The sequence below is a fragment of the Leptolyngbya sp. Heron Island J genome, assembly GCF_000482245.1.
Taxonomy (GTDB): Bacteria; Cyanobacteriota; Cyanobacteriia; order Phormidesmidales; family Phormidesmidaceae; genus Leptothoe.
Genome location: NZ_AWNH01000017.1, coordinates 1 through 14,618, shown reverse-complemented (window position 1 = coordinate 14,618; position 14,618 = coordinate 1). Strand labels below are relative to the sequence as shown.

The following is a 14,618-nucleotide window of genomic DNA, read 5'->3' as shown; positions in this document are numbered from 1 at the left end:
GATAGCAGTGATGTCTGACCATCCTACGGAGTTCTTAATTAATGTCCATTCTTACGTTAAGGAATGTTTCGCCACCAGTATCACTTTTGGTGATCGCGCTACCCTCACTTGAACCATCGCCTCAGGAGACTATTTATTCGTCAAAATCAGTCGCTTGGCCAATAGATCCAGCCCAGCGCGACCAAACATTTGTCGTTTAAGCATTTTTAATCGATTATTTTGACCTTCTACCGGTCCATTGCTAACGTCTAAGATCATGCCTGCCTTGACCGCATCATAATCGTCTTCTATCCCTTTAGCGAAACTCTGAAATGTCTTTATTGTGCTATTCTTAGCATTCTCCAACCAGCTGTCTAGCTGCTTGGGAAGTCGCTGTCGGACAAGGTCTATAAATCCCTGAGTGAGCCGGATTGTCTCCGAGAGTTCAACTCGTTGAGTCAGGCGTTCCAATAGTGTTTTTTGCGTGTCAGTTAACCTGTCTGGTCGCTGGAGGACTAACCAAGCCGCACGTCTGGCACTTAACGGTTTTTGGGGCTTGATAGTCATCTTCGGGGCCGGGCCTCGACCGGGCAGCTCCTTTAAAGAGTCGGGATGGGGGAGTGGTTGAGGCTGAGCTGACCGTAGCGTATGAGTATAGCGGGCCACGGTTTTATAGGTTCCTGAATACCCTTGTTGTTGAATCTCCTTAAAGAGCTGTTTAGTGTGCTGACGTCCCCGGCCCCATTTCTCGATGAGATAGGACTTGTAGGGATCTAACATGCTGCTGCATTGTCGGCTAGACGACTGCCATTCTGGAAATGTCTCGTGAGACAGATAGGTGTACACCGTCCGCTTACCCATCCCTAGATGATAGGCAATGTCTTTGATTTTGTAGCCTTGTTTGCGTAGGCTGTGGACCTGTTCATAGTTGTCTAACCGTTCAGCTCGCTTTTGAGCCGTTTTCCGTTGTTGGGCTGTTTGGGTGTCAGAGCGTTGTGGTTCCGAGACGTTAGATACCATAACACCCTCAGCTTGAAGCTGGTCTTGCTCAACCTGTTTGAGGATTTTTGAGTGCCCCTTCAAGGCCTTTTCTAGTGTCTCTTCAAGATTGTGTAACAGATGAAAGCGATCTGCGACCTGAATGGCATCGGGAGCGCCCTGAGTCATCCCGCGTTTGTAGGTCTTGGACCGGTCCCGTGACAAGATTTCGATGCCAGGGTGGCCTTCTAACCAGGTTGCCAAGGTTTCTGCTGTTCGGTCTGGCAATAGGGCAATGGGATGGTTCGTTTCGAGATCCACCAAGATAGTCCCGTAATGATGACCTCTACGGAAGGCAAAATCATCCACACCCAGAATCTTGGGGGTGACGATGTTGGGCAGCGACAAGCTAGCAAGAAGCCGCAGAAAGGTATTCCGACTATAGCCATATCCCACCTGATAACTTAATCGAGCGGTCGCTGAGCCGCCCAATTCCAGTCCCATGGCGATGAGATGGTTTGTGTAACGAGCCGTGCATCTCGCCCACGGGGCGACCAGGCTGGGTAATCGCTCGGTAAAGATGCGTCGCGGACAGGCGTCATTGAGATAGAAAAACTGACACACCTCTAATAAGAGAGTGAGGCTGAACTGGACCGGTGATAACGAACTGGTGAGTTGCCGTCTCTAACTCCCAGTGTTTCAATGACAAGGCTGACGAGTCAGGGAGTAGATGCTGGAGGAGATTCATGATGGGACGTACGCAAAGGCCATCCCTATCTACGCCTTGCTATCTCATTTGGATCACCAAAAGTGGCCATGAGCCCGAAGTTTGGTGTGACTGCCTGCCGAAGTTGTGTGAATCAGCATTCAGATAGCGATTACCTTTGGGAAAGACTTGATGAGCAATGCGAGCGGTTTCAGCTGGCACTGAGCCAGTGGGTTGAACTTGTAGCATGAGTCCCCATTCCTCCTAGCTAACGTCACCACCCCATGTAGTGGGGAATTGCTAGCTCAATTCTGCCACGGACACCGTGTTTTGACTTCGCCAACAGTATCCATGTCGGGTAAAGGAGGCCATGTCGCCATGCCTCCCTCCCCTCAGAACGGCTCGTGATGGTTTCCGCTCAAGCCGCTCAAGCCTTCTGCAATTCAGCAAGATTCCCGCCAGCATGGATGTGCTGGTGACATGTTTGATGAAGGTGAATCAGGTTGTTAGCCCCATCAGTTCCTCCGTCTTTGATGCGTATCCGATGATGGATATGGAGCGGCTCGCCGTTGAATAAAAGGTCACCACAGACGGGACATCGCCAATCCTGGGCTAAGGCTACCTGGTGGTACTTAGACCCCTTGGCCCAATACGTTTTACCGTATCGAGTTTGGCGATGCTGCCAGTAGTCATGGAGTGAAGGATCATCTGGAGAGGCGGTTCCTTTGACTTTGATATGACGCTGGATAGGCATATCTGCCACCTTCATCAAGGTCAATGTTCTCAGGCCGCCTCGGCGGTTTCCAGCCGTTGCGAAGAAAGTCCAATGTCGTCCCTTATGGAACTTAAAGTATTTCCTGGCAACCCATTTTCCTCCTTTATTCGGATGTCGTTTTCGGCACCATCTCCAGAGCGCTTTCCAGAGTTGGTCATCCACATAACTGAACACCCGTTTGCTGACCCCATGACGGTAGTAGTTTCCCCATCCCTGTAATCGTGGATTGAGGTATTTGATGACAGACTCAGGTTTAGCTTGAGCGTTGACCTTCAGCCAGTCTCGAATGCCTTGGATAAAAGCGGTCACTTTCTCCTTCTGCGGAACGCAGAGGCATTTGCCCCCCAGGTGCCGAATAGTGAAGCCTAGAAAGTGACAGCCTTGTTGGACGTTCACAATCTGAGTTTTATCCGGGTGGAGTTTGAGTCCTCTTTCCCCCAACCACTGCTCTAAAACGGGGATGATAGCTTCAATGTCTGCCTTGCGCTTAGCGGTTACCAGAAAGTCATCGGCATAACGACAGTAGCCGTAGGTCGCTGACTTCTGTCGATAGGGTTTCTGCCGTTTGGCTGTCGGTGACGACTGTTTGAGCGTGACACTGGTATAGCCTGACAGCAGAGCGCCTAAATCGTTCAACACAATATTCAACAACAATGGTGAGAGACTTCCCCCTTGGGGAGCCCCTTGTGTTGTTGGATGAAACATCTCAGCCTCAACATAGCCTGCTTTGAGCCATTGCTTGATCAATTCTCGACCGGGTACAAGACCAATCGCATCGAGGATGAACTGATGGCTCAGATTGTTAAATGCGCTTTGGAGATCGGCGTCGAGAATCCAGGTATCACCGCCCTTTCGTAGTCTAGAAAAGCACTGTTCAATGGCATCGTGACACCCTCGCCCTGGCCTGAACCCATAAGCATGGGCTTCTAGCCGGGCTTCCCAGCTTGGCTCCAACGCGTTTTTGACCATTGTCTGAGCGACGCGGTCAGTGATACAAGGAATTCCTAAAGGTCTAACTTTGTTGTTTGCCTTTGGAATATATACCCGTTTTGTGGGCTGTACGCGCCACAGGGTATAGGCTTGCATCTGCTTGACTAAGGCGACCCGTTCCGCTGAGGTGCGGACAATCTGACCATCTAGGCCAGCTGTCTGCTTCCCCCGGTTTTCCTGGGTCATGCGTCGGATCGACAATAACAGGTTGGCGTAGCTGCGTAGCATCAGTTTCGTCAGGCTTCTCACCCGATTCCACTGAGCTTGTTGAGTTGCTCGATAAATTCGTTGTCTTAGGTTCTTCACCCGCTTCTTGATGGTTTTCCAATCGATGGTTGTCCAGTCTTGAAGAGGTGTCCTTGCTCCGATGTCCTGACGGACTCTATCTTTCACAATGGATTAAGTTCCCTTACTTCGAGTTATCGCTGAAGACCTGCCGGAATTTTGCTATCTTTCGATATGAGGCAAAGCTTGAACCTCTATCTCCCGCATTACCAGGAGCCTTCGCTTCCTCCGGCATCCTCTACCCGCTGGGTAGTTCCGCCTTCCTTACGGTTGGCCTACTCTGACCAAAATCAGAGAACCCATCGGGCTTACTGTAGTTCTAAGTGTGTGAGATACGTTCGGGGTAGGTTCCGTCTAACTCCGATGGGAATACAATCTGTCGCTCAACCGAGTAGCACGCGATTGAGCCACCCATACACCTTTTGGTTAGAGTGTGTCAGCCTGATTTCACTCTGCGGTTCATGACGAGGCGTCAACGACGGTTCACTTGCGTTAACCTTACCGAACTTTCCCTTGCCCGCTCCCGGCTTAGGCTGCCAGGTTAGGTACTTCCGTGGTCTGCTCTCCGCTGGATTCATTACTTACTACCAACGTGACCGGAGTCGATGACTCTTTTACGTGGGAACAGTGGGACAGATTCCACTGGGAGAGCTGGCTCTCCACTCAATTTGGGAGGATTAGTCTAATCCTCTAACACTCAACTTCTACATCGCACTACTACTCAAACCCCGTGGTAGGGACGTTGTGCTCTCAACTTCAACCCATGAGAATTCGTGGCGAGTGGTTGAGAGCTGAACCTGATTGATTGCAATGGATAGAGACCAAACGTTTTTCCTAGAGCACGCATCAAGGCTATGACTAGTTGCGTCGCGCGGGCAGCAATTCAAAGTGAATCATGCAGCAAGAAGATTAGTTGCCGCCGCCAGCAGATGCGCCTAAGGGCGCAGCGTTTGTAGTATGAGTCTCCAACTCAAGGTGAGACTATTCTCTATGGCAAGTTAATCACACAGGTTTCCTGTTCTTTCTCTCGACAACTCGTGATCTCATCTTTATTCTGTTGTCGCAGATGTGACCAGTAGATCATATTGCTTTGCCCCCCGAAGAGACTTATGTTTTGAAGTTTTCCCGTTTCCAAGCCATTTAACCGTCCGATAGACCAGCCCAAGCAGGCCATTCCACCACTGAAGAGAAGTGCTATCACCAGCGTTACCCATTGCACTAAGGGGCGATCAGCGCTCAAGGCCTTGGTCTGGTGAAGTTCGGTCTTGAGATAGCTGAGGTCGGATGTCAGTTCTTGTTTGCTGGGTAGATCGGACTGCAGTTGTCGGATCGAGTCCTGCATCAGCCTGACTAATTTCCCGGTCTCCGCTTGCATTTGCGTCGACGATTCCTTGGATAGCTCGACCAATGTCCTGTAGTAATTGGCGAGCTTGGCGTAATTGGAGGCCGTCTGCTCCACCCCCTGACTGGTGGAGCGGAGAAACTTCAGGAGTTCGATGTCGATGTCTTTCCATGCCTTCATCTCCTCGGCCAGGTCGGCCACGGGTTTGAGTACGGTAATCAACGGATCATCGGGGTCCACACCCATGGCCCCGGCTAAGCGTCGCTGCTCGTCGGTAATCGTATTCACGGTGTGATGGCTCCCTAAATGCTGGGCAAATATCCAGTGGATTCAAAGGCGGCATAGGCGGAGCGCAGATAGCTTTTGACTGCGGCCTGCTCTACCACGCCAAAGCCTTTCCCTCGATGGCGCAAACTGTCGGCATAGGTAAGCCGTTGCTGCAGGACGGTACTGGCCACTCGCACCGGTAACTTGGGTAGCTCAATCACAGGCGTTCGGGTTTCGCGAATCAATGCCTGGAGGTCATCGGATTCGTCAAAGAAGGTCCAATCACCATACTTGAGGTTCTTCACCACCACATGGGGAATGCGCCGGTCAAAGGAGGATAGAGAAATCTCTAAACTTTTGAGGCTGTCAAACTCGCCAGTGACTACAAACCACTTCACCAGCTCGATGTGGTTGTCGGTAGCTAGGGTGAGAATGTCGTAATCCCGCAGCCATAGCCGAAAGGCTTCATAGACCGTGGCCGGTAGATTCACGACGGCGGACGTCTGGGCATCGACGACGGCATTCACAATGGCATTGGCCCTGGCCCCCATGGTTTCATCTTCAGAAAACTGGGCCACCATGACATCGGAGTAAATGCCCTTGAAGTCTGGGCTGTTCACATCGGCTTCCACCCCGATTACCGGCTGTTTCCGATCCAGGAACCACTGATAGAGTGTGCGGCAGAGAACACTTTTACCCACGCCTCCCTTATTCCCATCGGCAAAATGAATCCGATGATTAACCCGACGATTCACGCTGGGATTCACCTCAGCGTTCACCGTTGAATTAACGCTATCGTTACCCTCACTATTTCCGTTGGTGTTATCGGTAGATGTATTCGTTGATGATTTAGTACGTTTACGTGTGGTGACAGTCATCGTATCCCCCTAGTATGCGGTTTTCACCTCATCAAATGGTTCTGGCAATACCCGTTTTTTAGTTACCGTCTGAGACGGTGGTGTATTGCTAGAGGATTTCTCCACCGCAGGTTTGGGTTGGCTGTTCCTACGGTTTCGTTTAGATGACCCTGACGTTTTTTTTGTAGACCCCTGGCGTTCTCGCTTGAGCTTGAGCATGTATTGCTTCAAGCTACCCGCCGAGATATCGATACCCGATTTCCCTAACCGTTCTGCCACTTCGCTGTAGGTGTGGTTTACCAGGGCAGCCTCAATATCCTCAAAAAGCACCGCCACCGCTTCACGTTTGTTGAAGTGGGTGCGAGGTTCTTTGGCAAGAGCCGCGAGTTCCTGTTGGCAATCCGCAAGGGTGTCAGCAGAGTAAACAGTATCGGACATGGCAGGAGATAACCAGAGCTTTTCCCAGGGTGAGTGGCATTCCCAGATTGCTCCATAAAAGTACGGAATCCCTTAATTATTGAATTAACTTTAGTTGCCACGATATTTGTTCTCTAGAACTTGGGAGCTTGTAGCGTTCCCATTGTTGTTTCCAGAACGTTTCTCATTCATTCACTCGACTGTTAACGAAGTCATTTCCTAATGATTAACGGGAGCATTTCCTGAATTGTTTTCGAGGCAGTACTGTTGAAAACTCTTTGTAGGGATTCGTATTGATGGCTGTACTGATAAACCATGGGTTAATTATCAGGATCCTTGGATAGCCGTTTATTTGTGAGGCTTGAGTCCTGGTGTGAGAATGTTCGTAGTTAGTATCTATTCACGTGAATTCACATGAATTCGCATGATTCACACGATTCATAGGATTCATAGGAATGCCTGGGTATGGGGAGAATGCTATTCACCTCAAGGCTTACGGCGGGTGTAACGTTTCTCGTCTAACTCTGTTGTGGTGTAAACGAATGTAGCGACTCTGTTGAAACCTCCTGATGGTTTCTATGGGATCAGTAGGAAGCCATGGGAGCTGCGCCCCGTCCACGGCAGTGTAGGATTCACGCCGAATTAACGATGGACGGAGCTACGCGGCTCAGACATTACGCCCAGGCTGGGCAGGCCCAAACGTAGAAAACCCCATCAAATCCTGACAGGTTAAGCGCTTTAACGATTCAAACCCTGAAAATCTCTCAGAACTCTATTTCTGTCGTTTTTCTATCTACCGCGCCATGCTGTCCATTGCCAATGTGTCAGCGGCCCAGGCCGAAAATTACTATGAAGCTGACGACTATTACACCCGAGATTTGGATGATGTCGATACCGGCACCCCCAGCGCCACCTGGTATGGAAAAGGAGCAACTGCCCTTGGGTTAACCGACGACTTTAACCAGTCCACTTTCCAACAATTGCTCCATGGCGAAGGCCCGAATGGGGAATCCCTTCATGCCCGCAAGATCGATCCAGACCATCATCGGGCGGCCACTGATTGCACATTTTCTGCACCCAAAAGTGTGTCTATTGCCGCACTAATTCAAGGCGATACTCGTGTGCTTGCTGCCCATGATCAAGCAGTCAGAACGGCCCTATCGATTCTTGAAACTCGCTATGCCCAAACTCGGATTCGTCGGCCCCAGAGAGAACGGAAACGGGTGACCACCGGCAATGTGGTTGCTGCTATTTTTCGTCATGAAACCAGTCGCGAACAGGACCCCCAACTTCATAGTCATTGTGTGCTGATTAATGCCACCCAATTAGACAATAGCCAGTGGCGCAGCCTCAGTAACGAAGCGATTGTGGCCCACCAAAAACTGCTGGGGGAAATCTACCAAAATGAGCTGGCCTATCAACTGCGTCATCATGGTTATGACATCACCCCGACGGCCACCGGTCAGTTTGAATTAACCGGCTATGGTCCTGAGCTACTCAATACCTTTTCCACCCGTACCCAGCAGATCGAAACGTACCTGGAAAAGTGGGAACAGAAACTCACTGAAACTGGTGGTGCCCCACTCCACCGCAGCCAACAAAAACAGGCCACCCTCGACACCCGCCGTCGTAAAACGACTGTGCCTCGTTCTCTCTTACTCACCGGCTGGGCTGAGACGATCCAGGCCCAAGGATTGAATCTGCCAGAGGTGCCCACCCAGGACATTGACCTGAACCAAACTAGTCAAACTGCTGCCCATGCTGCCGCCACCCTGGGCCTGGATCATGCTGCCGAACGGGAGAGCGTTTTTAAGCAAGCCAAAGCTGAACGATTTGCCCTGGAACATGGCCTTGGCCAGCAAAGCTTTGCCGATCTCCACCAGGCTCTGCGGCACCATCCCAATCGCATTGTTATTGATGACCAATGGCTCACTACCCATACCGCCCTGGAGCGAGAACGAGAAACGATTCAGATGATGGTGGGCGGCCAGGGCCAGGTGGACCCGATTGCCACACCGGAGGAGGTTAACCAGCGACTGAGTGATGCTTTGAGTCTGACTCCTGGTCAGCGTGAGGCTATTTGGCTGTCGGCGACTACGTGCGATCGCATCATTGCCTGGCAAGGTGTCGCTGGTTCCGGTAAAACCCATAGCCTCAATCTCTATGCCCGCATTGCCCAGGACCAGGGGCATGACGTCACCGGCTATGCCCCCAGCGCCCAAGCCGCTAATGTTCTCCACCAGGACACTGGCATCCCTACCAATACCGTCGCCCACCTGCTCCATACCCCAGATCCAGACCCGTCTCAATTCAAACACTCGTCTACAAAATTCCCCATTTGGATCGTGGACGAAGCCGGACTATTGAGCGCCAAAGCTGCCCATACCCTACTGCAAAAAGCAGAAGTCCACCAGGCTCGTGTTGTTCTCGTGGGAGATACCCGCCAACTCTCCGCTGTTGAAGCTGGAAACCCCTTCAAATCTCTCCAAGAAGCAGGCATCCAAACCGCCATCCTTAACCAATCTCGCCGCCAACAAACGGAGGCTCTCAAAACTGCCGTTCACCACATTGCCCAGGGGGATATTCCCACCGGCCTCCAACAGTTAGACGAAGCTGGATTTATTCAAACAGTCCCCCTGGCTGATCGCGTTAGTGCTCTGGCCCAGGACTACCTCAGTCTCACTCCTGCCCAGCGCAAGAAAACACTCATTCTCAGCGGCACCAATGACGACCGCCTGGCTATTACCCAAAAACTCCGTCATGCCTTGCAACAAGAAGGCCGATTAGAGTGCGATCTCTTTACCTTGCAATCTCTACGTCCCAAAGATCTGACCCAGGCCCAGGCTCGTTACGTTAGCCACTATGCCATCGGCGATGTGATCGTGCCGGTGAGAAATTACCCGCGTCATGGTCTGGAGCGGCACCAGCGCTATACCGTCACCGCCATTGACCCCACCCATAACCATCTGATTCTCCAAGCCCCCGATGGTCAAACCCTCACCTTCAACCCTGTCCACTGTGCCAAGAAAACCAGCTACCGCATTCAGCAGCTCCCTATTGCTATAGGCGACCAACTGCGGTGGACCCGTAATGATCGCGATCTGGGTATTCGCAATGGGCAGCAGTTCACCATCACCGCCCTCAATGACCAGGGCCAGGCCCAGATCCTCACCGCAGACGGCACTGCCCGCAGCCTCAATCTCAGAGGCCATCACTATATCGACTATGGCCTGGTGAGCACCACCTATAGCAGCCAGGGTAAAACTGCTGAGCGCGTCCTGGTGGCTGCCGACAGTACCCTCACCCAAGAAGCCTTTTATGTCGCCGTTTCCCGAGCCAAACGTCACCTGACCCTTTACACCCCTAACAAAGACGATCTACTCCGCATCGCCCAACGCAGTCGAGCGAACCAAAACGCCAGCGACTATTTGTCCCTCTACCAGGTGACCCACCATGGCCAGACCCCGCAAACCCCAACCTCAACCCCTAACCGTCGAGATGACGGAAGGCGCATTGGAGAGCGCCTTGCTCGCCAGCTTACAACCGCTCTACGCCGAGATAGCCGAGCTGAAAACCCAGCTAGCTGCCTCGCTCAAAGCACAGACCGTCTCGCAGCAAGCCTTGACTCAGGTGCTGCTACTGCTTCAAAAACTCGACAGTCGTCAGACTCAACAGTTCCAGAGCTTACTCGACAGTTTGCAGCTGCCCTTCGGCACCGACGCCAGCAGTGGCTTTTAACCCAACAAGACCGGCAATGGTATGAGCATTATGCCGCGCAACAACCACCGGAACAGCCGTATCATCAGGACCAGATGATTGTCCACCAGTATCTCCAGGAGCACTGTGGGCATCAAGGTCAGCCTACCCAGGCGCAGCGGCGGCAGGCGGCTCGTATTTTGTTTCAAGGTCCATTGGCCCGACAACTACGACAGCAAGAGGGTCGGACGGCTGCTGTGGAGTATGTGAAGCAGCAGGTGAACGCAGTCATGCAACAAAGAATGCATATGCGTCAGCAGCAACGGTATGTGGGTGTGGATATAGAGCGGTAGAATCTAGAACCGTTGCTGACGGCGGCAACTAATCTTCTGGCTGCATGATTCACTTTGAATTGTTGCCCGCCTTGCAGCTAGGCTGCGGTGTGACATTTGGAAGATTAGGCTGAAACTTTCTACTTAATCTACCGGATCAGAGGATTAGGCAGAAAGTTTCTCTCTAATTAATTGTTAAATTAGCAGCGAATAAAAATGTTATCTAGGAGGTTAACAGTATCATATTAGTTATCTTTTAGGGCTTGGGAAGCCTAAAAGAGAGTTATCCCCGCTACGGCTCAACTTCATTCGTTAGCCTGTTTCGTTTAAGAGGCTGTTTGATAATTCACCAGAAGTATCAAGCAGCCTCTGAGTTATATATGGAATTACGAATATGACCACTAAATCCATATTCATTAGCTACCGCAGGTCAGATCGACCGAATCTAGCATTCTGGCTACATGATGTTCTCCAAAACACTTTCGTGGATACTGAAGTGTTTATTGATGAGAAAGGTCTTCAAGCTGGGGATAAGTGGGCAGAACATCTTGCAAGAAATCTAAGATCAGCTTCAGTTCTGATAGTTGTTATTGGACCAGATTGGCTACGAGCACAGGACGAATATTTCCGTCGACGTTTGGATGAGCCGAGTGACTGGGTTCGTAAAGAGGTTGAGTTTGGAATCACAAACAACTTAGTGATTATTCCATTATTAGTTTCCGATGCGAAACTTCCCGATGTAAGAGCTTTGCCAGAATCTCTTGTCCCTCTTTTAAGCAATCAGTCATTCAAATTGAGAACGGAATACTGGCGCGAGGATGTAAATGAACTCGTTACCGCTATAGAGCAAAAAGGATTTCAACGAGCAATTAATGCTGAAACACGCAATGTTGATTATCCTGCGCCTGGTTATCAGCCTGCTACGCCTCTTTCAGAACAAGAACTTGATGAAGAACTACTCACACTATCTCAGTGGCAACGAGTTAACAGGAAGTTGCAAGCCGGCATTTCAACGGAGTTGATTCGGAAATACGAATTTGAAACTTTTGAAGCTGCAATGCATTTTATGTTAGTTGCGTCGCGCAGGATTTCTAGAGTTAATCATCATCCTACATGGCAGAACTTGTGGAGAACGGTTACTGTATGGTTGACAACCTGGGATAATGGATTAAAGCCTTCTTGTTATGATATTGAGATGGCAAAATATTTAGACAGTTTGTACTTGGACTACGCACTACGTGATTCCAAAACAACGTTAAATATCGGGTCCAGTATTGCTAGCACAGATTGATCTCATGGTTGAACAAGGGATGTTTCCAAATCGCAGTACAGCCCTGCAAGCAGCAATATCGGAATCTTTGAAGAACTTAGAGAACGTAAAACAGCAGTAAACTCGACAAACGCAGCCTAACATAGGCCCTGAGGCGGACGAGGTCAATAGCAAAGGCTAAACTTCTTTTTCTGCTTTAGCTTTAGCGGGAATTCAGACGTTCAAAATTGACCTAATAGTTAGTTGTTCAGGGAGACTGAACCTGCTCTATTAGATGGGTCTGCTTGGCTGAATGATCATTGATACGGGTTAGCTGTTCATCAGATATTGCTCCAAGTAACTGCATAGAGTGATCGATCTTGTTTTGGTTGTTATTGTGTGTGTTTTAAGTGAAATTTGTTCTTCCTATGCTTGTTGTTTAGGTTGTTGTTGAACGCCTAATAGCTTTATTAGGGGTGACTTTTTGCGTCTTAGCGCAGCCAGATATTTCTCTTCATCATAGGGCACACCATCTTGCCAACAACGTCAGAGAATTCTCCCCCACTTATAGGCCAAGGCTCGAATCGCTTTTTGATGTGACTGACCCTTGCGCCGTTGCTGTTGATAAAACGCCTGTGACCAAACCGAGCGAGGTCTGGCATGAGCCACCCACTCGACAAAGGTTTGCCTTAGAAAGATGGGGCAAGACCAATGCCAATGAACCCATCGCTTTTTACCACTCTCTTCTTTGACTGGTGCAATGCCAATGTAGCTCAGAAAAGACTGAGCACAATTAAAGCGAGTTCGGTCTTCACCAAAGGCCGCTAACAATCGTGGCGCTAAATGGGGTCCGGCTCCCGGCAATGCCTTAAAGAGGTCTGCATCCGGCAGCGATTCAAATAACGAGGCAATTTGGCGCTCAAACACAATCAATTGTGACAAGACGACTTTCAATAACGCGACTAAGCCTCGCATTAAAGCTTGGGCTGGAATGGTGATAGCGTCGTCTCGCGTCAACGGTGGCCCAGCGTCTTGAATTTGCTGAGTTCGTCGTTGAATTGTGGTTTTGCGGATGATGTGATGGCTCCGAAAGAAGTCTCTCAAGACATCAGCCGTGGCGGCTTGAGCCGCGTGTAAATTTGGAAACGCTTCAAGAAATTCACAATACGCAATGGTGTCTTTATCGTCAAACCAATCGAGCACTTGAGGAAAATAGGATTTGAGCGCGGCGGTGATCCGATTCGTCAGCCGTACCTTCTCGCCTACTAACATGCGACGGGACTCAACCCATTGTCTCACGCACGATGCTTCGGGCACCCGGCTGTCCAGATATCGAGTTTTTCGCCATGTTTTTGCATCAATTCAACGATCAGTTTGGCCTCGATTAGATCCGATTTGGCCCGCGAGGGCTGAAACGCTTTGCGATAGTTCGCGACCGTTCGAGGATTGATGGGCACCAGCACCAAATTCTCATATTGACATAGTGCATAGAGGAGAGGACCGCGTTTCTGCTCCAACCCAACCAGCAACTTGGACCCTCCATAGGTTTTTCGTAAGCGATTAACCCAATCAGCAATAGATTGGGGTTTGGATTGAATCGTGCAATGCTCCCAGGTTCCATTCTGGCAATCATAGAGTGCAATATCATGTTTGCGATCTGCCCAATCAATCCCGATATAAGCCGCATACGCTGTTGGACTTTGGTTGAGGTTCATTGTGTTAAATTGAGAGTGTTTTTGTTTGAGGGAGAGTCTGCCACCAGTCGCTTTGCGAAGAGATTATGGAAAGGGTTATTTCCCTGCTCCCTGAGGATTCGTTAGGCCGCGATTGGATTGATTTGAAGGGCGATTCGATATGTTAGTAGTCATCGTTTGACTGGCGCTGCATAGTCGTCCCCACAAACTGGCAGGGTCTCTCCTTTCTTGACTCTATACTTTTTTCCAGAGTTAGAGCATGCAACGAAAGGAGCGATTCGATATGTTAGTAGTCATCTACACTGTCATCCCATGCACAGTCGTCTCCTCCCGTCTTTCTATGCTCGTCCCCCCATAAAGACGCTGTAGTCTGACTAGGTTCAGTCGGAGTCGCTCTGCGACACACTCTTTCACCTAGCAGCCGAGCTAGGACGTTAACCTCAAATAGCGTTGCTGCGGGTAATGGCAAATCGTCGCCGGGATTCTCCGTTTAAGCTGGGGGTAAACCGACTCTCGTGATGCCTGCTACCCATGCGTATTTTCTCCTCAGCCCAATTGTCTAGGCCCCGGTTAGCTCTGATGCTGGCTTCTGGCTTGCTCGTTTCAACCCCATCTTGGCCGGTGTATGCGGCTCCCCTAGAGGCCCCTCAACGCCTCGTTCAAAACAGTCTTGAGGCTCTTAATCAGCAAATTGTTGAACTCTCCGAGCAAGGCCGCTACGAGGAAGCAATTCCCCTCGCTGAGAGGCGGGTTGAAATCGTGGAAGCGCAGTTGGGCCCCCAGCATCCGGAGGTGGCAGCAAGTCTGAATAACTTGGCAGAACTCTATCGATTGCAGGGTCGCTATGAGGAAGCGGAACCGCTGTATCAAAGGTCGCTCGGGATTTTGGAAGCGCAGTTGGGCCCTCAGCATCCGGAGGTGGCCACCAATCTGAATAACTTGGGCTTACTCTATGAATTACAGGGTCGCTATGAGGAAGCAGAACCGTTGTATCAAAGGTCGCTCGGGATTTTGGAAGCGCAGTTGGGCCCTCAGCATCCGGAGGTGGCCA

At 50.4% G+C, this 14,618-nt stretch carries 10 protein-coding genes and 1 pseudogene; 4 read left to right on the top strand and 7 right to left on the bottom strand.

Annotation, left to right across the window (positions count from 1 at the left end; genetic code table 11):
* Positions 1–129: 129 nt before the first annotated feature.
* From N836_RS45510 to N836_RS45490, 5 genes and pseudogenes are all read right to left on the bottom strand, one after another.
* Positions 130–1,611 (bottom strand): annotated as a pseudogene (locus N836_RS45510) (ISL3 family transposase); the annotation flags it as partial.
* 479 nt (positions 1,612–2,090) lie between these two features.
* A complete protein-coding gene (ltrA, locus tag N836_RS45505; RefSeq protein WP_023071307.1) occupies positions 2,091–3,821 on the bottom strand; it encodes a group II intron reverse transcriptase/maturase in 1,731 nt (576 codons plus the stop codon).
* Positions 3,822–4,701: 880 nt separating this feature from the next.
* Positions 4,702–5,343: a hypothetical protein gene (locus tag N836_RS45500; protein ID WP_152532074.1), complete on the bottom strand. Its 642-nt coding sequence runs from the start codon at positions 5,341–5,343 to the stop codon at positions 4,702–4,704.
* Positions 5,344–5,357: 14 nt separating this feature from the next.
* The gene (locus tag N836_RS45495; RefSeq protein ID WP_023071305.1) at positions 5,358–6,200 is read right to left on the bottom strand and encodes a mobilization protein; all 843 of its coding nucleotides are present in this window, start codon (positions 6,198–6,200) and stop codon (positions 5,358–5,360) included.
* A 9-nt stretch (positions 6,201–6,209) separates the two neighbouring features.
* Positions 6,210–6,617: a hypothetical protein gene (locus N836_RS45490; RefSeq protein WP_023071304.1), complete on the bottom strand. Its 408-nt coding sequence runs from the start codon at positions 6,615–6,617 to the stop codon at positions 6,210–6,212.
* Between the two features lie 782 nt (positions 6,618–7,399).
* Here N836_RS45490 and mobF point away from each other — a divergent pair.
* The 3 genes from mobF to N836_RS78135 all read left to right on the top strand — a co-directional run bounded on the left by mobF (position 7,400) and on the right by N836_RS78135 (position 12,015).
* A complete protein-coding gene (gene mobF / locus N836_RS45485) occupies positions 7,400–10,645 on the top strand; it encodes a MobF family relaxase (protein ID WP_023071303.1) in 3,246 nt (1,081 codons plus the stop codon).
* Between the two features lie 373 nt (positions 10,646–11,018).
* A complete protein-coding gene (locus N836_RS72910) occupies positions 11,019–11,915 on the top strand; it encodes a 4a-hydroxytetrahydrobiopterin dehydratase (RefSeq protein WP_023071302.1) in 897 nt (298 codons plus the stop codon).
* Positions 11,916–11,919: 4 nt separating this feature from the next.
* The gene (locus N836_RS78135; protein ID WP_161634932.1) at positions 11,920–12,015 is read left to right on the top strand and encodes a hypothetical protein; all 96 of its coding nucleotides are present in this window, start codon (positions 11,920–11,922) and stop codon (positions 12,013–12,015) included.
* Positions 12,016–12,419: 404 nt separating this feature from the next.
* Here N836_RS78135 and N836_RS77415 read toward each other — a convergent pair whose 3' ends face one another.
* Both N836_RS77415 and N836_RS77410 read right to left on the bottom strand, forming a co-directional pair.
* Entirely contained in the window at positions 12,420–13,172 is a 753-nt protein-coding gene (locus tag N836_RS77415; RefSeq protein ID WP_235071038.1) for a transposase, read from the bottom strand.
* Entirely contained in the window at positions 13,169–13,588 is a 420-nt protein-coding gene (locus N836_RS77410; RefSeq protein WP_023071300.1) for an IS110 family transposase, read from the bottom strand. The genes N836_RS77415 and N836_RS77410 overlap by 4 nt, the downstream gene beginning before the upstream one ends.
* A gap of 558 nt (positions 13,589–14,146) precedes the next feature.
* On the opposite strand from N836_RS77410, the gene N836_RS45475 reads away from it, so the two are divergent.
* A partial coding sequence (locus N836_RS45475; RefSeq protein ID WP_031291855.1) for a tetratricopeptide repeat protein occupies positions 14,147–14,618 on the top strand: 472 nt, incomplete at its 3' end.

Excerpts from the sequence above, each read along its gene's own strand:
- N836_RS45495 (WP_023071305.1), bottom strand. The coding sequence starts at position 6,200 with ATGACTGTCACCACACGTAAACGTACTAAATCATCAACGAATACATCT.
- N836_RS45490 (WP_023071304.1), bottom strand. The coding sequence starts at position 6,617 with ATGTCCGATACTGTTTACTCTGCTGACACCCTTGCGGATTGCCAACAG.
- mobF (WP_023071303.1), top strand. The coding sequence starts at position 7,400 with ATGCTGTCCATTGCCAATGTGTCAGCGGCCCAGGCCGAAAATTACTAT.
- N836_RS72910 (WP_023071302.1), top strand. The coding sequence starts at position 11,019 with ATGACCACTAAATCCATATTCATTAGCTACCGCAGGTCAGATCGACCG.
- N836_RS78135 (WP_161634932.1), top strand. The coding sequence starts at position 11,920 with ATGGTTGAACAAGGGATGTTTCCAAATCGCAGTACAGCCCTGCAAGCA.
- N836_RS77410 (WP_023071300.1), bottom strand. The coding sequence starts at position 13,588 with ATGAACCTCAACCAAAGTCCAACAGCGTATGCGGCTTATATCGGGATT.